This is a genomic window from Methylobacterium sp. J-077 (assembly GCF_022829365.1).
In the GTDB taxonomy this organism is placed as follows: domain Bacteria; phylum Pseudomonadota; class Alphaproteobacteria; order Rhizobiales; family Beijerinckiaceae; genus Methylobacterium.
In genome coordinates this window covers 5,001-25,763 of the sequence record NZ_JAKSYJ010000197.1, presented here as the reverse complement: position 1 = coordinate 25,763, position 20,763 = coordinate 5,001, and the positions used below count along the sequence as shown (strand labels likewise).

The 20,763-nt window shown below is 70.3% G+C and carries 26 protein-coding genes (1 of these 26 cut by a window edge); 12 read left to right on the top strand and 14 right to left on the bottom strand.

The features are described from left to right. On the bottom strand, window positions 1–204 hold a 204-nt coding region (locus MKL11_RS23900), incomplete at its 3' end, for a 1-deoxy-D-xylulose-5-phosphate synthase N-terminal domain-containing protein (RefSeq protein WP_279600689.1). Between the two features lie 249 nt (window positions 205–453). Between MKL11_RS23900 and MKL11_RS23895 the strand changes: the two genes are divergently transcribed. The 4 genes from MKL11_RS23895 to ettA all read left to right on the top strand — a co-directional run bounded on the left by MKL11_RS23895 (window position 454) and on the right by ettA (window position 3,686). After that, the gene (locus tag MKL11_RS23895) at window positions 454–675 is read left to right on the top strand and encodes a hypothetical protein (protein WP_243947875.1); all 222 of its coding nucleotides are present in this window, start codon (window positions 454–456) and stop codon (window positions 673–675) included. Further along, window positions 666–1,556, top strand: a complete 891-nt coding sequence (locus MKL11_RS23890; RefSeq protein WP_243947874.1) for a DNA/RNA non-specific endonuclease — start codon at window positions 666–668, stop codon at window positions 1,554–1,556. The genes MKL11_RS23895 and MKL11_RS23890 overlap by 10 nt, the downstream gene beginning before the upstream one ends. 8 nt (window positions 1,557–1,564) lie before the next feature. Continuing rightward, window positions 1,565–1,858, top strand: a complete 294-nt coding sequence (locus MKL11_RS23885; protein ID WP_243947873.1) for a hypothetical protein — start codon at window positions 1,565–1,567, stop codon at window positions 1,856–1,858. A 175-nt stretch (window positions 1,859–2,033) separates the two neighbouring features. Continuing rightward, a complete protein-coding gene (ettA, locus tag MKL11_RS23880; RefSeq protein ID WP_243947872.1) occupies window positions 2,034–3,686 on the top strand; it encodes an energy-dependent translational throttle protein EttA in 1,653 nt (550 codons plus the stop codon). A 135-nt stretch (window positions 3,687–3,821) separates the two neighbouring features. Here ettA and MKL11_RS23875 read toward each other — a convergent pair whose 3' ends face one another. Further along, window positions 3,822–4,769 (bottom strand): NAD-dependent epimerase/dehydratase family protein, encoded by a 948-nt coding sequence (locus MKL11_RS23875; RefSeq protein WP_243947871.1) that lies wholly within the window; start codon window positions 4,767–4,769, stop codon window positions 3,822–3,824. Between the two features lie 335 nt (window positions 4,770–5,104). Here MKL11_RS23875 and MKL11_RS23870 point away from each other — a divergent pair, with 335 nt between their 5' ends. Further along, complete coding sequence (locus MKL11_RS23870; RefSeq protein ID WP_243947869.1) at window positions 5,105–6,295, top strand: OpgC family protein; 1,191 nt, start codon at window positions 5,105–5,107, stop codon at window positions 6,293–6,295. On the opposite strand, the gene MKL11_RS23865 is transcribed toward MKL11_RS23870, so the two are convergent. After that, window positions 6,276–6,434, bottom strand: coding sequence for a hypothetical protein (locus tag MKL11_RS23865; RefSeq protein WP_243947867.1), 159 nt, complete (start codon window positions 6,432–6,434; stop codon window positions 6,276–6,278). The genes MKL11_RS23870 and MKL11_RS23865 overlap by 20 nt on opposite strands. 105 nt (window positions 6,435–6,539) lie before the next feature. On the opposite strand from MKL11_RS23865, the gene MKL11_RS23860 reads away from it, so the two are divergent. Beyond that, complete coding sequence (locus MKL11_RS23860) at window positions 6,540–6,713, top strand: DUF2256 domain-containing protein (protein WP_243947865.1); 174 nt, start codon at window positions 6,540–6,542, stop codon at window positions 6,711–6,713. A gap of 3 nt (window positions 6,714–6,716) precedes the next feature. Here the strand turns inward: MKL11_RS23860 and MKL11_RS23855 are convergent, their stop codons facing one another. From MKL11_RS23855 to MKL11_RS23840, 4 genes are read right to left on the bottom strand one after another with little or no spacing between them, the layout of a single operon-like run. Next, window positions 6,717–7,310 carry an NTP transferase domain-containing protein gene (locus tag MKL11_RS23855; RefSeq protein WP_243947863.1) on the bottom strand — a complete coding sequence of 198 codons (594 nt, stop codon included), beginning with the start codon at window positions 7,308–7,310 and terminating at the stop codon, window positions 6,717–6,719. Further along, window positions 7,303–8,328: a molybdopterin-binding protein gene (locus MKL11_RS23850; RefSeq protein ID WP_243947861.1), complete on the bottom strand. Its 1,026-nt coding sequence runs from the start codon at window positions 8,326–8,328 to the stop codon at window positions 7,303–7,305. Before MKL11_RS23850 ends, MKL11_RS23855 begins: the two co-directional genes overlap by 8 nt. Beyond that, a complete protein-coding gene (locus MKL11_RS23845; protein ID WP_243947859.1) occupies window positions 8,325–9,026 on the bottom strand; it encodes an XdhC family protein in 702 nt (233 codons plus the stop codon). Before MKL11_RS23845 ends, MKL11_RS23850 begins: the two co-directional genes overlap by 4 nt. Further along, window positions 9,026–9,349: an XdhC family protein gene (locus tag MKL11_RS23840; protein ID WP_243947857.1), complete on the bottom strand. Its 324-nt coding sequence runs from the start codon at window positions 9,347–9,349 to the stop codon at window positions 9,026–9,028. Before MKL11_RS23840 ends, MKL11_RS23845 begins: the two co-directional genes overlap by 1 nt. 237 nt (window positions 9,350–9,586) lie before the next feature. Between MKL11_RS23840 and MKL11_RS23835 the strand changes: the two genes are divergently transcribed. Continuing rightward, window positions 9,587–10,987 (top strand): ATP-binding protein, encoded by a 1,401-nt coding sequence (locus MKL11_RS23835; protein WP_409565903.1) that lies wholly within the window; start codon window positions 9,587–9,589, stop codon window positions 10,985–10,987. A gap of 6 nt (window positions 10,988–10,993) precedes the next feature. Here the strand turns inward: MKL11_RS23835 and MKL11_RS23830 are convergent, their stop codons facing one another. Further along, window positions 10,994–11,224, bottom strand: coding sequence for a hypothetical protein (locus MKL11_RS23830; protein WP_243947855.1), 231 nt, complete (start codon window positions 11,222–11,224; stop codon window positions 10,994–10,996). A 236-nt stretch (window positions 11,225–11,460) separates the two neighbouring features. On the opposite strand from MKL11_RS23830, the gene MKL11_RS23825 reads away from it, so the two are divergent. Further along, on the top strand, window positions 11,461–11,652 hold the full coding sequence (locus MKL11_RS23825; RefSeq protein ID WP_243947853.1) for a hypothetical protein: 192 nt from the start codon (window positions 11,461–11,463) through the stop codon (window positions 11,650–11,652). 26 nt (window positions 11,653–11,678) lie between these two features. After that, window positions 11,679–12,860 carry a pyridoxal phosphate-dependent aminotransferase gene (locus tag MKL11_RS23820; RefSeq protein WP_243947851.1) on the top strand — a complete coding sequence of 394 codons (1,182 nt, stop codon included), beginning with the start codon at window positions 11,679–11,681 and terminating at the stop codon, window positions 12,858–12,860. Window positions 12,861–13,138: 278 nt separating this feature from the next. Here MKL11_RS23820 and MKL11_RS23815 read toward each other — a convergent pair whose 3' ends face one another. From MKL11_RS23815 to MKL11_RS23805, 3 genes are all read right to left on the bottom strand, one after another. Further along, the gene (locus MKL11_RS23815; protein WP_243947849.1) at window positions 13,139–14,215 is read right to left on the bottom strand and encodes an esterase; all 1,077 of its coding nucleotides are present in this window, start codon (window positions 14,213–14,215) and stop codon (window positions 13,139–13,141) included. A 111-nt stretch (window positions 14,216–14,326) separates the two neighbouring features. Continuing rightward, on the bottom strand, window positions 14,327–14,839 hold the full coding sequence (locus tag MKL11_RS23810) for a DUF533 domain-containing protein (protein WP_243947847.1): 513 nt from the start codon (window positions 14,837–14,839) through the stop codon (window positions 14,327–14,329). Window positions 14,840–14,910: 71 nt separating this feature from the next. Continuing rightward, window positions 14,911–15,258: a hypothetical protein gene (locus MKL11_RS23805; protein WP_243947845.1), complete on the bottom strand. Its 348-nt coding sequence runs from the start codon at window positions 15,256–15,258 to the stop codon at window positions 14,911–14,913. A 249-nt stretch (window positions 15,259–15,507) separates the two neighbouring features. Between MKL11_RS23805 and MKL11_RS23800 the strand changes: the two genes are divergently transcribed. Continuing rightward, complete coding sequence (locus MKL11_RS23800) at window positions 15,508–16,392, top strand: transglutaminase-like domain-containing protein (protein ID WP_243947843.1); 885 nt, start codon at window positions 15,508–15,510, stop codon at window positions 16,390–16,392. A gap of 16 nt (window positions 16,393–16,408) precedes the next feature. On the opposite strand, the gene MKL11_RS23795 is transcribed toward MKL11_RS23800, so the two are convergent. After that, window positions 16,409–17,434 carry an alpha/beta hydrolase gene (locus MKL11_RS23795; RefSeq protein ID WP_243947841.1) on the bottom strand — a complete coding sequence of 342 codons (1,026 nt, stop codon included), beginning with the start codon at window positions 17,432–17,434 and terminating at the stop codon, window positions 16,409–16,411. A gap of 206 nt (window positions 17,435–17,640) precedes the next feature. Between MKL11_RS23795 and meaB the strand changes: the two genes are divergently transcribed. Next, window positions 17,641–18,627: a methylmalonyl Co-A mutase-associated GTPase MeaB gene (gene meaB / locus MKL11_RS23790; RefSeq protein WP_243947839.1), complete on the top strand. Its 987-nt coding sequence runs from the start codon at window positions 17,641–17,643 to the stop codon at window positions 18,625–18,627. A 163-nt stretch (window positions 18,628–18,790) separates the two neighbouring features. After that, on the top strand, window positions 18,791–19,168 hold the full coding sequence (locus tag MKL11_RS23785; protein ID WP_243947838.1) for a CsbD family protein: 378 nt from the start codon (window positions 18,791–18,793) through the stop codon (window positions 19,166–19,168). Window positions 19,169–19,212: 44 nt separating this feature from the next. Here the strand turns inward: MKL11_RS23785 and MKL11_RS23780 are convergent, their stop codons facing one another. Continuing rightward, window positions 19,213–19,998: a 3-hydroxybutyrate dehydrogenase gene (locus tag MKL11_RS23780; RefSeq protein ID WP_243947837.1), complete on the bottom strand. Its 786-nt coding sequence runs from the start codon at window positions 19,996–19,998 to the stop codon at window positions 19,213–19,215. Window positions 19,999–20,096: 98 nt separating this feature from the next. After that, window positions 20,097–20,763, bottom strand: the 3' end of a protein-coding gene (locus tag MKL11_RS23775) for a sensor histidine kinase (RefSeq protein WP_243947836.1). The gene runs 848 nt beyond the window's last position; only the last 667 of its 1,515 coding nucleotides appear in the window; its start codon lies beyond the right edge, outside the window; its stop codon occupies window positions 20,097–20,099.

Sequence of the window (20,763 nt, the reverse complement as noted above, 5' to 3'; positions counted from 1 at the left end):
GTGGTGCAGGGCGACGGTGAGCTCGACCACGCCGAGCCCCGAGCCGAGATGGCCGCCGGTGATCGACACGGCGTCGATCATCTCGGCCCGCACCGCGTCCGCCACCGCCTGCAGCTCGGATTCGGGAAGCTGCCGAAGCGCCGCAGGCTCCGGGACACGGTCCAGCAACGCTGAATGCTCAGAGGATATCGCCAAGGATCGCATCCGCTCGTTCGAGTGTGGCGACGGCCCCGTCATGCGGGCTCCCGAAAGGGGATTCTCGCCGTCACGACGCTAGCACCCGGGGGGCGCGCGTTCATGCTAGAACCGACCCGTCCGTCGCTGTCATGATAGTGCAGGTACGGACGAACGGCGGCGCGATCAATGTCGGGCCGGCGATTTTTTCAATCACGTGCCCTTACCGCCACATGAGGTCCGCTCTTGAGCCCGGTTCGTCTGTGCACAATTCTGCTCATGCTGACGATTACGCCCAGCGGCCAAGCTTATGCCGGGCCGCGCCCGCCGGACGGCAACCTCGACTTCCCGTGCAACTTCCTCGGCGCCTGCCCGGAGCGCGTCTCGCCGGGCGGCCCCGACCGCGACGCCAGGCCGTTCACCCGCAGCCTCGGCCGGCCCTGCGCCTGGCGCGACCGTCCGACCCCGGAAGGGCCGCGCCGGGTGCGCGTATGCTGGTGAGCGACGTTCGGGGGCGTTTCGTCGCGGCCCTGGCCTTCGTCGCCCTTGCGACCCCGGCCGGGGCGCAGGAGAGCTGCCCGGCTCTGTTCGCCGGCGGGCTGGCGCCGGTCCTCACCAACGCGAAGCTCGCCGCGCGCACGGTGCCGCTGTGCTTCGAGGCCTTCGCGGTCCTGCATTCGGGGGTGACGCGCACGCCGCTCTATTCCGCCGAGCGCCTCACCCACGCCAGCGTCGCCGAGGCCCGTACGGTCGCCCGGGACGATTCATTCCACGAGGAGACGCGGCTGCCGGATGCGGAACGCGCCTCGCTCGAGGATTACGTCCGCAGCGGCTTCGACCGGGGCCACCTCGCCCCTGCGGGCGACATGCCGACCTTGAGCGCCCAGGCCGAATCGTTCAGCCTGGCCAACATCGTGCCGCAGAACCGGGTGCTCAACCGCGGCCTCTGGGCCGATATCGAGGAGGGCACGCGGCGGCTGGCGAGCCGGCGCGGGTCGATCTTCGTCGTCACCGGGGTGATCTTTTCCGGCGACGCGGTGCAGCAGATCAAGGGCGGCGTGCTCGTGCCCACCCAGCTGTTCAAGGCGCTCTACGATCCGGCCAGCGGCGAGGCCGGCGCCTATCTAGCCCGCAACGACGAGTCGCGGGACTGGCGCGCCGTCTCGGTGGACGAGCTGACCCGCGAGGCCGGGATCGACGTTTTTCCGGGCCTCCCGGCCGCCGCCCGGGCCAGCGCCATGGCCCTGCCCGATCCGAAGGCCGCCGCCCGCGCCGACGAGCACCGGCCCCGCCGCGAGCAGAGCTGGCAGGATTGGCTGAGCCGGGAACTCAACCGCGCCGTGCGCAAGCTCCTGCGCGACTTGATGCGCGCGATCTTCTGAGAGGGACCATGTCCGACGACAAGCCAAGCCGCCGGAAGCCGAAGGCGGACGCCTTCGAGCCCTTCGCGGACGATGCTTCGGTGCGCAATATCGGCGCCCTCAGCTTCGAGAACGGCACCGACCGAATCGCCCTGCACGGCTCCCTCGACCTGACCAAGGACAGGGCCGGCCTCGCCCGGGCGCGCCTGCTGCGGGATACGCTGGACGCCATCGTGAAGGCCCTGGAGGCCGGCGACCTGCCCGAGGCGGTGGCGGTGGCGCCCGACGAGGCACCGAAATCCGTGCCCAATCCCTTCGCCTGAGCCGACGACCGCCGGCCCCGCATCCTTGCCGCTGCCCGGCGGGCCTGATACTCGGTCGAGGACATTCTTATATCGTGGGGAACGCGCTGACAGGACGGGTCGAAGACCCCGCGCCTGACCCGTGCCGCTGGCACGCGCCGCGCTCTCCCGAACAACGCGCCGAGGACGGTCCGCGATGGCTCGCGAATTCATCTACCACATGCGGGGACTGACGAAGTCCTACCTGGGCGGCAAGAAGGTCCTGGAGGACGTCAACCTGTCGTTCTACCCGGACGCCAAGATCGGCGTGCTCGGCATCAACGGCTCGGGCAAGTCGACCCTGCTCAAGATCATGGCCGGGATCGACACCGAGTGGACCGGCGAGGGCTTCGTCGCCCAGGGCGCCCGGGTCGGCTACCTGCCGCAGGAGCCGCAGCTCGATCCGAACAAGTCGGTCCGCGAGAACATCATGGAGGGCGTGGCCGAGAAGCAGGCGCTGCTCGACCGCTACAACGAACTCGCCATGAACTATTCCGAGGAGACCGCCGACGAGATGACGGCGCTCCAGGACAAGATCGAGGCGGCCAATCTCTGGGAGCTCGATTCCAAGGTCGATCAGGCCATGGAGGCCCTGGGCTGCCCGAGCGACGAGCAGCCGGTGGCGACCCTGTCGGGCGGCGAGCGCCGCCGCGTGGCCCTGTGCAAGCTGCTGCTCTGGGAGCCGGAACTGCTGCTGCTCGACGAGCCGACCAACCACCTCGACGCCGAGACCGTGAACTGGCTCGAAGGGCACCTGAAGACCTATCCGGGCGCGATCCTGATCGTGACCCACGACCGCTACTTCCTCGACAACGTCACCAGCTGGATCCTGGAACTCGATCGCGGCCGGGGCATCCCCTACGAGGGCAATTACTCGGCCTGGCTGGTGCAGAAGCAGAAGCGCCTCCAGCAGGAGGGCCGCGAGGACATGGCCCGCCAGCGCTCGATCGCCCGCGAGCAGGAGTGGATCGCCGCCTCGCCCAAGGCCCGGCAGTCGAAGTCCAAGGCCCGCATCACCCGCTACGAGGAGCTGGTCGCCAAGCAGAACAACAAGGTCGACGCGGCGGCGCAGATCGTCATCCCGATCGACGAGCGGCTCGGCAACAACGTCATCGAGTTCGAGCACCTCAACAAGGCGTTCGGCGACCGGCTGCTGATCGAGGATCTCTCGTTCAAGCTGCCGCCCGGCGGCATCGTCGGGGTGATCGGCCCGAACGGGGCCGGCAAGACCACCCTGTTCAAGATGATCACCGGCCAGGAGAAGCCCGACGGCGGCAAGATCGCCATCGGCGAGACCGTGCATCTCGGCTACGTCGACCAGTCGCGCGACGCCCTCGATCCGAACGCCACGGTCTGGCAGGAGGTCTCGGGCGGCAACGACATCATTTATTTCAACAAGCGCGAGATCAATTCCCGCGCCTATTGCGCGGCCTTCGCGTTCAAGGGCGGCGACCAGCAGAAGAAAGTCGGCACCCTCTCGGGCGGCGAGCGCAACCGCGTCCACCTCGCCCGGACCCTGAAGGGTGGCGCCAACGTGCTGCTGCTCGACGAGCCGACCAACGACCTCGACATGGAGACCCTGCGCGCCCTCGAGGACGCGCTGGAGGATTACGCGGGCTGCGCGGTGATCATCAGCCACGATCGCTGGTTCCTGAACCGCATCGCCACGCACATCCTGGCCTTCGAGGGCGACAGCCACGTCGAGTGGTTCGAGGGTAACTTTTCCGACTACGAAGCCGACAAGATGCGCCGGCTCGGGGCGGATTCGCTGATGCCGAAGAAGATCAAGTACAAGAAGTTTTCGCGGTAGGAGTTGGTCGCGGCCGTCGGTCCGGGATCAAAAACCCCATCGAAATCCCGCCCTTGCCCTCATCCTTCGAGGCGTCCGCTGCGCGAACGCTGCTCAGGATGAGGTGGCGGGTGGGACCAAGTCGTCGACAATCGGTCAGCCCGTCCGTGCCCGCGCCGCGTCCAGCATCGCCTGGAGGCTCTGCGCCAGGGGAATCACCGGCGCCCAGCCGGTGGCGGCCGCGAAGGCCGTGGGATCGCAGCCCTGGCTGCGGGCGCCCGTGGGTCGGGTCCGGTCCGGCGCGACCTGAACCGCGAAATCGGCATCCGTCAGGCCGCGGAACGCGTCGAGGATCGCCGAGACCGGCGTCACGATGCCGGTACCGACGTTGAAGATGCCGCCGTCGGGCAGATCCTCGGCGAGGTCCAGGACGCGCAGGCAGGCGGCGGTCACGTCCGACACGTCGAGGAAGTCGCGCCCGGCCGCGAGATCGCCCGCCTCCAGGATCGGGGGGGCCGAGCCGCGCTCGATCCGGGCGATCTGCCCGGCGAAGGAGGCGGCCACGAAGGTCTCGCTCTGGCCGGGGCCGATATAGTTCGACGGCCGCAGCACGAGGTGCTTCACGCCGGCATTGGCGAGCACGTCGCGCAGGATGTACTCGCAGGCATTTTTCGTCCGACCCGAGATCGTGTCGGGCCGGGGCGTTACGGATTCATCCGGACGGGGCCGGTCGCGGAACGCCTCCCCGTAGACCACGGTCGAGCTCAGAAAAACCAAGGTCGCGCGGGTCCGCGCCACCGCCTCGGCGAGGTTGAGGGTGCCCAGCAGATCCGCCCGCCAGGCATAGGCCGGCGTCTCGCTCGACCGGGCGACCGACGCCAGGGCCGCGAGATGGAACACGAAAGTCGGGTCGAACGCTGCGACCGCCCCGGTGAGCTTTCGCGCCTCGAACGGATCGACATCCAGGAGGGTCACCCCGTCGAGCGGCGGCTGCGCGCGGCGGTCGATGCCCAGGATGCGGCTGCCGGGGGGAAGGCCCTGCCGCAGCGCCTCGAGCAGGCGGCGGCCGAGAAAATCGCCGGCTCCGGTGACGAGGACGCGCATGAACCCTGCCCTTCCCCGGCATCCGCCGGGATCGATCCGCCGCCTCTATGACAGCGATCATCGGCAATGTCCGCTGGGGCGGCGCAATGCGACGCCGATCCGCGGCAGCCAAAGGGTCAGAGCTGTCGGTATCGGGCCGACATGCTCCGCGCCAATCTGAGAAACGCATGCCGACGCGCGGTCGCGGTCGACGGCATGCCGGACGTCGCCCGCCCCGGAACAAAGGCGCGTGATCGATGCGATCCGTCGCGGCATTGGTGTATGGCTGGGTTATATTGCATTGCGGTGTGAGCTTCACGCCACCTCTGGCGAAAGAGCGTCCCGGTGACAGCTGCGTGAAGAGCCTCGACGACCTTGAGCGGGCGCCCTTCGGCCGCGGGGTGGCGCCGGCGCCCACGCCGGCGTCAGTGCCCGCACCCCCACCGAAAAAGCCTGTCCGGGACGCGCGGGTCGACGTGCTGCGGGGCCTAGCGCTGCTGACGATCTTCATCGATCACATCCCGCGCAACACGCCGGCCCTGTTCACCTTGCACAATTTCGGCTTCTCGGACGCCGCCGAGATTTTTGTGCTGCTGGCGGGCTACTCGTCGATGGTCGCCTATGGCGGACTGTTCGGCCGGGCCGGAGCCTGGCCGACCTTGGCCCGCATCGGCCGGCGCTGCCTGCGGATCTACCTGTTCCAGGCCGGGCTGCTGCTCGCCACCCTGGTCATCGTGCGAGCCTGGATGAACCTGACCGGGCTCACGCCGCGCTTCGGCGTCGCGCCGCTCCTGCAGATGGGGTTGCTGCCAGGCCTGCTGCGCGGCCTCGCCCTCAACGCGCTGCCGAACTACCTCGACATCCTGCCGCTCTACATCCTGCTGCTCGGCCTCTTCCCGGTCATCTATTTCGGGATGCAGCGCGGAATCTGGGGGGTGCTGGCGCTCTCGGGCACGCTGTGGCTCGCCGCCAATGTCGATTCCACCCTGAACCTGCCGAACGCCGCCGCTGTGGACGAAGGCTGGTACTTCAACCCGTTCGCCTGGCAGTTCCTGTTCGTGATCGGGGCCGCGTTGGCGATTGCCGTCCGGGCCGGGGACGGCCTGCTGCCCTGGCGCAATTGGGCTGCGGCGCTGGCCGGGGCCTACCTGGCCTTCGGGCTGCTGCAGGGCGGCTCGTGGGCGGAGTGGGGTCTGCCGGACCTCCGGCCGCTGGCGATCGGCGCTCCGGACAAGAGCCATGTCGCGCCCTTGCGCCTGCTGCACATCCTGGCCTTGACTTACCTGATCTTCAGCGCGCCCGCCGTGCGGCGCGTCTCCGGGTGGCGGGGGCTGCGGCTGATCGATGCCTGCGGCCGGCACTCCCTGGAGATCTTCGCCGCGGGCTGCTTGGCGGCGCTGATCGGGCGGATCCTCTACCGCACCTTCGACCCTGCCTGGCCGCTCCAGATCGCGGTCAATCTCGCGGGGCTGACGGTGATGCTCGGGTCGGCCAGGCTGCTGGACGCGCGGGCCAACCCGGGCCGGATCACGCGCTCAGGGCGCTGAGGGCGCGCAATCCGCTGGCCTGATCGTCGTAGCGGTGCGCCTCGCCGATCATCGCACCGTTCGCGTCGGTGATGTACCAGCCGCTCAGGGGATTCACCGTCGAGCGATCGTGGAAGTCGATATAGGTGACTTTCAGCATGGCACGTCCCCGACTCATCCAAAGTGTTCGCAGCTCTGAATGCGGAACGGACTGGGATCAGCCCGGTTCCGCCCCAGATCACGCGCAGTCACAGGGATGGAAACGATGCCGCGGATGCGCCGCAAGGGCGACCTTCCGGAGAAGCTGTGTGCCCAGTGCGGCCGGCCGTTCGCCTGGCGCAAGAAGTGGGAGCGCGTCTGGGACGAGGTGCGCTACTGCTCCGACCGCTGCCGGAGCGACGCCAAGGCCGGACGCCTTCCGACGGACGCGAAGCGCTGAGGGTCAGGCGCGGTCGGCGGCTCGCAGCGCGGCCGGCGTGTCGATGTCGAGGGCGGTCGCCGCATCGCCGGGGATCTCCAGGATATCGGACCGATCCTTGAGGAGCGGCCCGGCGCCGCGGTCGCCGGTGAGGCGAGCGATGTCGTCGGCAAGCCGGCGCAGGTTGAGGAGCACCGGATTTCCGCGCCGGCCATCCTGTACCGGAACGACGGCCGCCGGAGCCTTCGCGGGCTGTTCGAAGGCAGCGGCCAGCCGGTCGATGTAAGCCGCGGAGATGCGCGGCATATCACCGAGCACCACCACGGCCGCGTCGCGGGATTTCGGCAGCGCGGCGACGCCGGCACGCAGTGAGGTGGCTAGCCCGGCCCGGAAATCCGGGTTCTCGACCATCACCACATCGAGCCCCGCCAGCGCCGTCCGGACCGCATCGGCATGGGCGCCCAGCACCACGACCACCGGGCGCGGCCGGGCCGCTAGGGCCGCCTCCGCTGCATGGCGGACCAGCGGCCTTCCTTCGAGCAGCGCCAGCATCTTCGGCTCCGAGCCGAACCGGGTGCCGAGGCCGGCCGCAAGCAATATCGTCCCGATCTCAGGCATCGGCTTCCGCGGCCTCGCCGCCGGCCCGGGGCTGCGGCCGGGACACGATCTCCATCAGCAGGCCGCCGACCCCGAGGGCGACGATGTCGGCCCGGGTGACAGTCAGATCCACCAGCAGACGGTGCAGGATCCAGTCGAAGCCGTTCTCCTTGGGCGAGCGGGCGCAGCCCGGGGCACCGACCACCGGTACGCCGGCCCGGCTGCCGACGAGCAGCAGGTTCCCGGGATCGACCGGCATGCCGAGATGCTCGACGTTACCGCCGGCCGCCGCGATGCCGGCCGGGATCACGTCGCGCCGGTCGGCGATGGCCGAAGCGCCGAACACAACCACCAGATCCGCCCCGGCGCAGTCGATCGCCTCCCCGAGCGCCGCCGCCACGGTCTCAGCCGTGTGCGGAACCCGAGACTCGAAAACGATCGCGGCCCCCGTGGGGGCGAGGCGCTCGGCTAGGACCTTGAGCGTCCGGTCGATGGTGGTCTCCTTGAGGCTCGGCAGGCGGGTCGAGACCACGGCGATGCGCCTGCGCCGATAGGGCGCCACCGCCAGGGCGCCGGCCGTATCCGCCGCGCAGGCCTGGGCCAGCACGGCGCCCGGCACGGCGTACGGGATGATCTTCACGGTGGCGACCATCTCGCCCTCCACCACCGGCTTGAACGGCGGCAGGGTCGCCACCGTCACCGCCTCGTCGACGGCGTTGACCGCGTCGATCCGGGCCGGGACCAGGGTCAGCACGCCGGCGGTCTCGGCGAACAGGTTGCAGCGACCGGTGAAGGGCGCCTCGGCGCGGAGGTTCGGCCCGCGCAGATGCGCGGCCAGCCGGGCCGCAGCGGCGTCCTCGCCGACATCGCCGGGTTCGAGGGCGGCGGCGACGATCTCCGAAAGCCCCGCCCGGACAAGGTCGGCGGCCGCGTCCTCTGGGATCACCGCGCCCTTGCGCAGGGTGATGCCGTCCCGCCGGACCGTGTGGGCGCTGATCAGGCCGGCCGCCTCGGCGACCGGCACGGGGCCGAACCTCACGCGACCTCCGGGCGGGGGACCCGGCGGAGCGCCGCCACGATCTCGGCCAGCACGGCCAGCGCGATCTCGGCCGGGCTCACTGCCCCGATGGCGAGCCCGATCGGGGCCCGGATCCGGCCGATCTGCTCAGGCGAGAACCCGGCTTCCGCGAGCCGGGCGGTGCGGGCGGCGTGGGTCTTCCGCGAGCCCAGGGCGCCGACGTAAAAACACCCCGCCGTGAGCGCCGCCTTCAGCGCCGGATCGTCGATCTTGGGATCGTGGGTCAGGGCCGCGAGCGCGCAGTAGCGGTCGAGGGCCGGCACGCGGCTGCCGAGGGTGGCGTCGGGCCACTCGGCCACGAGGTCGACGCCCGGGAAGCGCTCAGGGCTGGCGAAGGCGGTGCGCGGGTCGATCACGGTCAGCGCGAGGTCGAGGCCGGCCACCATCGGCGCCAGCGCCTGCGAGATGTGGACGGCGCCGACCACAACGAGGCGTACCGGCGGGACCTGCACGGTCAGAAACGTCTGCCGGCCGTCGATCTCGACGAGGCCGCTCTTGCCCGCGGCCAGGTGCTTGCCCAGCGCCGCCGCCAGGGGATCGGCCGCGATCTCGGCCTCGCGGACCAGCCGCTGCATCCCGTCCGCCAGGTCGGTGACCAAGATCGTCGCCCGGCGCGCGGCGCGCTCGGCGTTCAGGACCTCCAGGGTCTCGGTGCGCATCAGTCGACCCGCTCGACGAAGACCCGGATCCGGCCGCCGCAGGACAGCCCGGCCCGCCACGCGGTCTCGTCGGCGACGCCGAATTCGAGGATGCGGGGCGACCCCGCTGCGATCACCTCGAGCGCCTCGGTGATCACCGATCCCTCGACGCAGCCGCCCGAGACGGACCCCAAAAAATTGCCGTCGGCATCGACAACGAGATGGCTGCCCACGGGCCGCGGCGCCGAACCCCAGGTCTCGATGACTGTGGCGAGCGCCACGGCGCGCCCGTCCCGCCGCCATGCGGAGGCGGCGGCGAGGATGTCTGTATCGGTGCTGAGCATGGCCCTCGAGACCTCGGCCGGCGGGTGCCCCCCGCATCCAACAGGTATGGCCCGCGCTCCGTCGTGCAAGGCGCAAACGGCTCCGTTCCGCCGTTGCCTTGGCCGATCGTGGCGCGGGTGCGATAACGGCCCACCGCCCGCAACCGCCCGCCCCATGTCCGCCGCCGTCACACGGACCTTACGCCGCCAGTCCCGACCCCGCCCCGGCGGGCCGCTGCGGCACGGGCGCGCGAGCTCGTGAACGCCCCCGATCCCGGCCTGGCCCGCGCCCTGCGGACGGATCCGCCGCGGCCGCGCTCGGCGCCGCACAAGCTGTGGAAGCGCGTCAGCCGCGCGATCGGGGATGCGCTGCCGAAGGGGCTCTACGCCCGGTCGCTGATCATCATCATCGCGCCCGTAGTCCTGCTCCAGTCGGTAATCGCCTACACGTTCATGGAGCGGCACTGGCAGCTCGTGACCAAGCGCCTGTCGGCCGCCGTGACCGCCGACGTCGCCGCGCTGATCGACATCTACGAGAGCTACCCCCAGGATCGGGATGCCGAGACGCTGTCGCGCATCGCGGCCGAGCGGCTGAACCTCGACCTCGACATTCTGAAGGGCGCCAAGCTTCCGGCTCAGGGGCCGCGGCCGTTCTTCTCGATCCTGGACGAGGCGCTCTCCGACGAGATCCGCCGCCAGATCCGCCGGCCGTTTTGGATCGACACCGTCGGCCGCTCGAACCTGATCGAGATCCGGGTGGCGATCCCCGACGGGGTGATGCGGATCACCGGCCGGCGCAGCCAGGCCTACGCGTCGAACTCGCACATCTTCCTAGTCTGGATGATCGGCTCCTCGCTGGTGCTGCTCGGCGTGGCGATCCTGTTCCTGCGCAACCAGATCAAGCCGATCCTGCGGCTCGCCGCCGTGGCGGAGGGGTTCGGCAAGGGCCGGGAGATCGAGTTCCGGCCGCGCGGAGCCCGGGAGGTGCGCCAGGCCGGCCACGCCTTCATCGAAATGAGGCGGCGCATCGAGCGGGCCATGGAGCAGCGCACGACGATGCTCAACGGCGTGAGCCACGACCTGCGCACCATCCTGACCCGCTTCCGCCTGTCCCTGGCGCTGTTCGAGCAGACCAGCGAGATCGAGGATCTCAGCCGCGACGTCGACGAGATGAGCCGGATGCTGGAGGGCTACCTCGCCTTCGCCCGCGGCGATTCCGCCGAGCCGGCGACGCCCACCGACATGCGCGCGCTGCTGGAGGATCTGCGCAGCGACGTGGAGCGCCTGGGCGCCCATGTCTCGGAGGTGAATCTCGCGGGCGCCCCCGAGGTCACGGTACGCCCGGGGGCGTTCCGGCGCTGCCTGTTCAACCTCGCGGCCAACGCAGCCCGCTGCGGCGAGACGGTGGCGATCTCCGGCCGGCTTGAGGCCCGCGCCTTCTACGTCTCGATCGACGATGACGGGCCGGGCATCCCGCCGGAGAGCCGCGAGGAGGTGTTCAAGCCGTTCGTGCGCCTGGATGATTCCCGGCAGGATGCGGGCGGATCCGGGCTCGGGCTGGCGATCGCCCGGGACATCGCCCGGGCCCATGGCGGCGACATCGCCCTGCACGAGAGCCCGATGGGCGGCCTGCGGGCGACGGTCCGGGTCCCGGCTTGAAGACTTTCAGGCGTCGGCCGGCCCGCGGAGGCGCTGGATCTCGGCCTGGGTGTTGCGGATGAGATGGTCGATGCTCGCCGCGTCAAGGCCGGCGCGGCCGAGACGCTCGCGCAGGGCCACCTCGCCGTTCCAGGCGTAGCCCGCGTCGTTCGGGAGATGGCGCTGCAGCAGCGAGCTGACGATGCTCTGGCGCCGGTAGGCAGGATGCCGCAGCAGCCGGCCGATCTGAGCCGTCAAAATATCGAGCGGCGATACATTTGACCTGTTGCCGTTCGACGAGACCGCTGATGGGCGCATACTGGCATCTCCTCCTGAATAGCTAGTATCCAGCCAAATTCTTGCACTTCGGTGAGCGACGCGACGGTCCCGCGAAAAACTCCCGGCCCCGGGGTCCCAACCTTTGCCGCAGGGTGGTATGCAAGCGCGACGCCCATGAGCCGCGGCCAACCGCGCGCCGGATCCGAGTGCCCCACATGAACCCGCTCGTCCCCCTGTTCATCCTCCTGTCCCTGCCGCTCGCGGCGATCGGCCTAGTGCTCTACACCGATACGGGCATCGAGCCAGCGCTGTTCTACGCCTCGGTGAAGACCTTCGTGATCCTCGCTGTGATCGCCGGGGCGATGTCGTTCGGCGCCATGAAGCTCTCCGAGCGCACCAAGCACTGAAGCCTTCACGTCCCGCGGAGAGCGCGATGCTGCACGTCGTCCCGGCCTTCTCGCGCATCGGCGAGGAGAACGCGTTCGCGGTGCTCGCCCGCGCCCAGGCGCTCTCCGCCCAGGGGCGGGACGTGATCAACCTCGGCATCGGCCAGCCCGACATGCCGACGCCCGCCCACGTGGTCGAGGCCGGCATCAAGGCCCTGCGCGACGGGCACCACGGCTACACGCCGGCCATCGGCATCCCGCCCTTACGCGAGGCGGTGGCCCGCGACATCCACCGCCGCCACGCGGTCGACGTCTCGCCCGACTCGGTGATGATCGTGCCGGGCGGCAAGGTCACCATGTTCATGGCGATCCTGATGTTCGGCGAGCCCGGCGCCGAGATCCTGTATCCGGATCCCGGCTTCCCGATCTACCGCTCGATGATCGAGTTCACCGGGGCGACGCCGGTGCCGGTGCCGATCCGCGAGGCCAACGGCTTCGCCTTCTCGGCGGCCGAGACCCTGGCGCTGATCACCCCCAGGACCCGCCTGCTGATCGTCAACTCCCCCGCCAACCCGACCGGCGGCGTGACGCCCAAGGCCGAGATCGACGCCCTGGTCGCGGGCCTCGCCGACCATCCGGACGTGGCCGTGCTGTCGGACGAGATCTACGGCACGATGACGTATGACGGCGAGGCCCATCACTCGCTGCTGAAGTACGAAGGAATCCGCGACCGGCTGATCTATCTCGACGGCGCGTCCAAGACCTACGCGATGACCGGCTGGCGGCTCGGCTGGTCGGTCTGGCCCAAGCCCCTCTACGACGCGGCCCGGAAGCTCGCGGTCAATGCCCATTCCTGCGTGAACGCCGCGACCCAATGGGCCGGCATCGCGGCCCTCGACGGTTCGCAGGATTGCGTTGCCGAGATGGTCGCCGAGTTCGATCGCCGCCGGGCGATCGTGGTGGAGGGCCTGAACGCCCTGCCGGGCGTGTCGTGCATCGCCCCGAAGGGCGCGTTCTACGCCTTCCCGAACATCGCCCAGACCGGCTGGAAGGCCAAGCCGCTCGCTGCCACCCTGCTGGAAGAGGCGGGCGTCGCGGTGATCGGCGGCCCGGATTTCGGTGTCCACGGCGAGGGTTATATCCGCCTGTCCTACGCCAACTCGGCCGAGAACATCCGCCGGGCGCTGGAGCGGATGGGTCAGTTCTTGACCGCGCGGAAGCCGGTTTGAGGCTGCGGCCGATAACGAAGCGCAGCAAGCCCCCTCTCCCGTGCGGGAGAGGGTTGGGGTGAGGGATACGCCCTACCCGGAGGAACCTGTCCCCTCACCCTGTCCCTCTCCCGCACGGGAGAGGGAACCAGCGCCTCGCCCCGAAGCGCGGGCCCGCAGGTGAGCGCATCAGCGCTCGGCTTATCGCGGGTTGTCGGCCAATCGATCAATCGACTCACAGCCTCTTCGGATAAGGGGGTGATCGGGAGGACGGGCCGGTTACGACGCCGGCTGCCCGTTCAGGATTTCCCGGCCCGCTTCTCGATCCAGCCCGCCAGCCAGTCGGCGATGTCGAGGCTGTTCTTGTCCTGCATCAGCATGTGCGAATTGCCGTGGATCCCGATCTCCGGCAGCAGGATCAGCTCGGCCCGGCCGCCGGCCGCGTTCGCCGCCGCCACGAAGCTGCGGCACTGCTTCAGCCGGGGTGCCCAGCGGGGCGAGGCGTCGACGAAGTCGCCGAACAGGACCAGAATCGGCAGGTCCTTGTAGGGGGCGAGGTCGTCCTTGGCCGGATCCGGGCAGGCGGCGGGCTCGATCGCCACCAGCGCGCGGATGCCGGTGCGATCCAGCGCGGCGGTCTGGAATGGATAGATGCCCGATTGCGAGTGCGAGACCAGCACCGCGCCCTTGAGCCGCTTGGCAAGCTCCGACAAGGCCGGCACGGTCGGGTTCGGGACCGGCAGGGCCGCGGACCAGTCGGCGACCATCTGCTTCCAGAACTCGCCCTGGGCCTCCAGGGGAAATTGCATGCCCGGAAACACCTTCGGGTATTCCGGCCCGAACCGGAAGATCGCCCAGGCCGGCTCGCGCCCGGCGGAGAAGACCGGCGGCAGCGAATCGGGCTCGGCCTTGCCCATCTTCACCGCATCGATCTGGGCCGGGCTGATCGCCGAGCGCCCGCGCCAGGCCTGGTCGATCACGTAGGTCGGGAAGCCGCGGCGGACGAAGAACTCGTCCCAGCCCATGCGGCCGTCCGGGGTCGTCTCCCAGGTCTTGCCGGTGAGGCAGCAGCCGTGGATCAGCACCAGGGGCGGCCGGACCGGGTCCACCGGGATCTGATAGCGGACATAGACCTGATCGACCGTGATCGTCCCGGACGGCGCATAGGCCGGCAGGGTCGAGAGCGTGTCGGACTGGATGTCGCGACCGCCGACGAAGAAACTGCCCTGGCTGGCCAGCGTCAGGGGGCCGGGGCCCGGGTCTGCAGCGTGGGCGGGGAAGCTCATCGCGGTCAGGCCTCCGGCGAGCAGGGCTGCGGCGAAGGTGCGGATGGCCCGCCGCGCGCGGGATTGGGCGGGCAATGGCAGCGTCGGCATGGAACGTCCCGGCCTCGAGCGGCCGGGACGCGTCCGCCCGGATCACCGCCCGGTCAGGCTAGCACGAAGCTCGGCCATCGCGGGAGATGTGTAGCCGGAAATGCAGTCCAGTCAGGCGGCGATGTCGCGCTCGATCCGGGCCGTGGCCTCGCCGGGCACATCGAGGGCCTCAGCGAGCATCTTCAGGAACTGGCGCTCCTGCAGCGTGTCCGGGTCGATCGCCAGCCGGGCCGCCGCGTAAATCCGCGCCGCCGCCTCAGGCTCGTTCACCCGCTCGGCGATCTCGTCGATCTCGGCGGGGCTTTCCAGTTCGCGATCGAGCCAGGCGCGCCCGTCGGAGTCGATGCCGGCCTCGGCCACGGCGGCGTCGAGGCGCTTGCGCTCGGCCGTATCGACCATGCCGTCCGCGATGGTGGCGGCCACCATCGCCCGGAGCATCAGCCGGGCCTCGTCCTCGTCGACCGTGGAGAAATCCGGGCCGCCCGTCTCCGGCGGCGCGGTCCCACGCAGGGCCCGGTAGGCGAGCCCACCGATCAGCGCGAGACCGCCCAACGCCGCGCTGGCCGCGATGCCGCCGCGCCGGGACCGCACCAGCGCATCCACGATTCGCCTGCTGTCAGCCATGTCGTTCCTCCCGGGCTGATTCCGAATCGGATCGGAAACCCCCGGGAGGCGGCCGAGTTCAGGTGTTCGTTTCAGGCGTCAGCTTCGTCGTCCTCGTCCGCCTCGTCGATATCGACCAGGAAGACGATGTCCGCCTCGTCCTCGTCCTCTTCGTCGGACTCGCCGCCGGCATGGTGCTTGTCGTCGGTGAACTCGCCCTCGCCGTCATCCTCGGCGAGCGCGTCCTCGAAGATCTCGATCTCGTCCTCGGTGGCGGCCCGGATGATCAGGGGCGACGTGCCGTTCCAGAGCGGCTTGCCCTCGCTCGTCATCGTCCGGATGTCTTCCTTGAAGCCTTCGCAGGTGAAGAGGTCCTTGGCGGACGCCTCGTCGCTGTTGATCACCGCCACGGCGGTGCCCTCGATCTCGAGCGTGAACATGGCCGGCATCCTTCTCGTAACCGTCCTTGGCGCGCCCGGTCAGCGGGATCGCGCGCGGGTGCGACGCCCCGCCCCGGGGAGAAATGCCTAAGCCTCCCCCGGCGGTCATGAGCGCCGCGCGCGGATGCTGTAGGGGTGAACCGGACGCCCGCCAAGCCCGTCTGGGCCAGTCCGCCGCGAAAGCCGTGGCGCGAATCCTGCCGGGCCCGCGGCCGCAACGAAACCCAACGGGAAGAAGGATCACCGCGGATGCGGATCAGGCTCGGCTGCGAGATGCGCTACGCCTTCCCCTATCCGGTCCCGATGGTGGTGATGCTCAACGTGCATCCCACCCGGGCGGACGCCCTTGAGGCGCCCGACACGCTCCGCACCGAGCCGCCGGTGCCGGTCGATCTCTATCGCGACGGCTTCGGCAACCTGTGCGGGCGGCTGACCGCCCCCGCGGGGAACTTCACCATCGGGACCGACGCGGTGATCGGCGACGATGGACGCCCGGACCCGGCCTACCCGGAGGCCGAGCAGCACGCGATCGAGGCGCTGCCTGCCGAGGCGATCGTGTTCCTGCTGCCGAGCCGCTACTGCGAATCGGACCTGCTGGCCGATGAGGCGTGGCGGCTGTTCGGCCAGATCGAGCCGGGCTGGGGCCGGGTGCAGGCGGTCTGCGACTTCGTGCACGACCACATCGCGTTCGGCTACGAGTTCGCCCATCGCGACCGCACGGCCGTGGATGCCTATGCTGGCGGCCGGGGCGTCTGCCGGGACTTCACCCATCTGGCGGTGGCGTTCTGCCGGGCGCTCAACGTGCCGACGCGCTACTGCACCGGCTATGTCAGCTTCATCGGCGAGCCGGAGCCGCATCCGGCCGGCGACTTCGCGGCCTGGATGGAGGTCTATCTCGGCGGGCGCTGGCATGTGTTCGACCCGCGCAACAACAGCCCGCGGATCGGCCGGGTGATGGTGGCCTACGGCCGCGACGCCGCGGACGTCCCGCTGACGCACACCTTCGGCCCCAATCCCCTGGTGGGCTTCCGGGTCTGGGCCGAGCGGATCGACCACCTGGACGCCTCCGGCGACGCCCCTGTCCTCCCGGAAGAACCCCTGCCGCCGCAGAGCATGGCGACCCGGATGGCGTGAGCGCCGGGCCGGTCCCTCACACCCCCGCCCCGCGGGCGATGGCGCGCTTGACCACCGCCTGCACCTCCGGGTTCGAGAGAAACAGGTCGTGGTTGATCAGGCCGCCGCCGTAATCGGAGGCGTCGGCGACGCGCACGCCCAACGCTTCGAGCTTGGCGCGGTCGGCCGCGCCGGCCCGGACGCCGCCGGCGATGGCCGCTGAGAGTTCCAGCGCCCGGTCGTTGGTCGAGGAGATCACGGTGATCTTCGATACGTCGGGACCGAGCCGGGCGACGCCGTTCGAGAACAGGTCGAAATCGATGTCGGGGGCGGCCAGCACCACCGCGCCGATGCGCGCCATCGCGGCCTCGCCGGCCTCGGCGCGGAGCATCCGGATGGTCTCGAGGGTCAGCAGCGTGCCCATCGAGTGCGCGACGATGTTGATGCGGCCGCCGCTCGGGGTCGCCGTGATGGCCTTCAGCAGGTCCTCGAAGGCGTCGCGCGACCAGAGCGCGCTCTCGCGATCGTAATTGTAATCGAAGGTGGCAGCGGCCGACGGCCAGGTGAACAGGCCCGAGACACCCCGGAACCGGATGCCGTCCGACAGGCGCGCCGCGCTGACGGCGGCGGATTCGAACGATTCGCGGTAGCCGTGCACGTAGATCAGCACGTCGCGGCCGAGCGCCGCCTGCGCGAAGGCCTCCGCGGCGCCCGGCCCGGTCTCGGTCTTGGGCACGGCCCCGATGGTCCAGTCGCCGGTGATCACCGCCGAGACCTTGCCCAGCAGCGAGCGGTCCGGCGGCGACAGGCGCACCTCGGCGAAGCTCAGGCCGCGTCCGCGCTCGGAATTGAAATACGGCGGCCGGGGCGGCGTGCCTACGGGCTTGCGCGTCGTGGCCACCAGCAGCACCGGCATGACGTCGAGCGCCGATTGCTTCTCGGGCAGCGCGGAGGTGCCGAGGTCATCGGTGACGCAGGCGCCGAGGCTCGGAGCGAGGCCCGCCGCCCCCGCGAGGGCGCCGATCCGGAGGAGTACGCGGCGTGAGACGGTCTGGCTCGACATGATCCGGGTGCGTTCGGGCGGGGCGCCAACCGTCGCGCAGGATCGTGACCATGGCGGGGCACGATCGTGGGCTCGCCCTGTGGAGTGCGGGTAAACGGCGGTTCGTGGTGCGACGGACACAGGCATTTGACCGAGCCTCGCGTCCCGTCGGTCCCTGCCGACGATACCCTCTCGACGGCGGCGCCAAGCGCCGCCATGAAGGGCTCATGACGCCGTCCATCGACATCGAGAGCCTGCGCGAGCGCTTGTTGCGCGGCGACCGCGCCGCCCTGGCCCGGGCGATCACCCTGGCGGAGTCGAAACGGTCCGATCACCGGGCGCTCGCCGCGTCGCTGATCGACTCGGTCCTGCCCGAGACCGGCAAGGCGATCCGGGTCGGCATCACGGGCGTGCCCGGCGTCGGCAAGTCCACCACCATCGACGCCCTCGGATCGAACCTCACGGAGGCCGGCCACAGGGTCGCCGTGCTGGCCGTCGATCCGTCCTCGTCGCGCACCGGCGGCTCGATCCTCGGCGACAAGACCCGGATGGCCCGCCTCGCCCACGATCCCAAGGCGTTCATCCGCCCTTCCCCGTCCTCGGGCACGCTCGGCGGCGTCGCGGCCAAGACCCGCGAGACCATGCTGCTCTGCGAGGCGGCCGGGTTCGACGTGATCCTGGTCGAGACCGTGGGCGTCGGCCAGTCCGAGACCGCGGTGGCCGACCTCACCGACTTCTTCCTCGTGCTGATGCTGCCCGGGGCGGGCGACGAGCTCCAGGGGATCAAGAAGGGCATCCTCGAACTCGCCGACATGATCGCGGTCAACAAGGCCGATGCCGGCGAGGCCGAGCAGCGGGCCAACGCCGCGGCCTCGGAATACCGCGCCGCCCTGCACATCCTCACCCCCGCCTCGGCGACCTGGACGCCGCCGGTGGTGACGATCTCGGGCTTCCACAACCTGCGTCTCGACGCCCTCTGGGCGCGGATCGTCGATCACCGGGAGAAGCTCACCGCCACCGGCGAGATCCAGACCAAGCGCCGGGCCCAGGACGTGAAATGGATGTGGGCGCTCGTCCACGAGCGGCTGCACCAGCGCCTGGTCGGCTCGCCGGAAGTCCGGCGCAGCACCGCGGAGGCCGAGGCCGGGGTCGCAAGGGGCGAGACCTCCCCGGCCGCGGGCGCGGCGGCCATCGCCGAGCTGATCGGGCTCTGAGGCGCTGCCCCCGGCTTGACCCTGATCCGCATGCGGCGGGTCAAGCCGCAGAAAATCGCCGCGGGGCGGTGCGCAAACCTGGTCTCGTGCGTTCGGTGCACGACGAGGGATCCTGCGGCGCCTCCTCTCGTACCGGGGCCGCGCTCACGTCGAGGAGAGAGTCATGGTGGATACGGATCGGATCGTCGGCGGCGCCAAGGAAGCCCTCGGCAAGGCCCAGGGCGCGGCGGGCGACTTCGTGGGCTCGAACCGGGACTCGGTGGAAGGCCGCGTCCGCGACGCTCAGGGCCAGGCCCAGAACGCCTACGGGCAGGTCAAGGACAAGGCCCGGGACCTCGCCGACAAGGCGACCGACTATGCCGGCGACGCCTACGGTCGGGCCGGCGACGTCGCTGAGGACGCCTACGAGCGCGGCGGCTCCTACCTGCGCGACGGCCGCGCCGCTGTCGGGGCCCGGGTCGAGGAGAATCCGCTGGTCGCGCTGCTGATCGCCGGCGCGGTCGGCTACGGCATCGCCCTGCTATTCCACGGGCGCCGCTGAACCCCATGCGGCTCCGCCCTCACGGGGGCGGAGCCGCACCGGCGTTATTGCGCGGTCCAGCCGCCATCCATGCTGATATTGGCACCCGTGATCTGGCTGGCCGCGTCAGAACATAAAAAGACCGCCAGTGCCGCCACTTGGTCGACGGTCACGAATTCCTTGGTCGGTTGCGCCTTCAGCATCACATCCTCGATCACCTGCTCCTTGGTCAGGCCGCGGGCCTTCATCGTGTCCGGGATCTGCGCCTCCACCAGCGGCGTCCAGACATAGCCCGGCGAGATGCAGTTCACCGTGATCCGGTGCGGCGCCAGTTCCAGCGCGGCCGCCTTGCTCAGTCCGCTGATCCCGTGCTTGGCCGCCACGTAGGCCGACTTGAACGGCGAGGCCACCAGCGAATGCGCCGAGGCGGTGTTGATGATCCGCCCCCAGCCCCGGGCCTTCATGCCGGGGATCGCGGCATGCATCGCGTGGAACGCCGAGGACAGGTTGATCGCGATGATCTGCTCCCACTTCTCCGGCGGAAACGCCTCGATCGGCGCGACGAACTGGATGCCGGCATTGTTGACCAGCACGTCGACGGCGCCGAACGCCGTCTCGGCCTCCCGCACCATCGCGGTGATCGCCTCGGGCTTGCTCATGTCGGCGGCCGAGTAATGCGCCTTCACCCCGTGCTCGCGCTCGATCCCGGCGCGGATCTCTTCGATGGCCTGGGCATCCCCGAACCCGTTGAGCACCACGTTCGCCCCCTGCGCCGCGAGGGCACGGGCGATGGCGAGGCCGATGCCGCTGGTGGATCCGGTGACGAGGGCGGTCTTGGACGTGAGGGTCATGGGGCCTCCTGAGCTTCGTCCCGAAAAGTGGTTGCCGGTTTTCGGGATGCGGCGATCCGACAAGACTAAGATTTCGGGGTCGTGATCCCGTACCTGCCTCAGGACAGGCGGGAAATCGACCCTCCCGGAGCGCTCGCCGCCAAAGCCGGTATCGGTTCGGCCGCGCCGTCACCCGCCGTCGCCGCGGCACCCTGTGCCTCGGCCGGGAACGCGAGATCCACCCGCAACCCGGGCCCGTTGTCGGAGAGCTGCAATGTCCCCCGATGCAGCCGCACGACGGCGTTGACCAGGCTGAGCCCCAGCCCGAAGCCCGGCCGCGACCGCGCATCCTCCAATCGGACGAAGCGCCCGAGCACCCGGCCCCGCTCGGCTTCCGGGATGCCCGGCCCATGGTCGGACACCGAAAGGCGGATCGTGTCGCCGACGCGCTCGGCCTCCACGGAGACCTGCGCCTCGGCGCCGCCGGCCCCGTATTTCAAGGCGTTGTCGATCAGGTTGGCGAGCGCCTGCCCGATCAGCTCGCGGTTGCCCGCGATGATCAGCCCGTCGCCGGCACGCACGTCGAGCAGCAGCCCCTGATCCTCGGCCAAGGCCTCGTAGAGCTCCCCGACCTCTTGGACCGCCGCACCGAGATCCACCGGCGCCAGGATCTCGCGGGCATTCCCGGCCTCGAGCCGGGCGATCATCAGCAGCGCGTTGAACACCCGGATCAGCCCGTCGCTCTCCTCGATCACCGCCTCCAGGGCGGCCCGCAGCTCCTCGGGC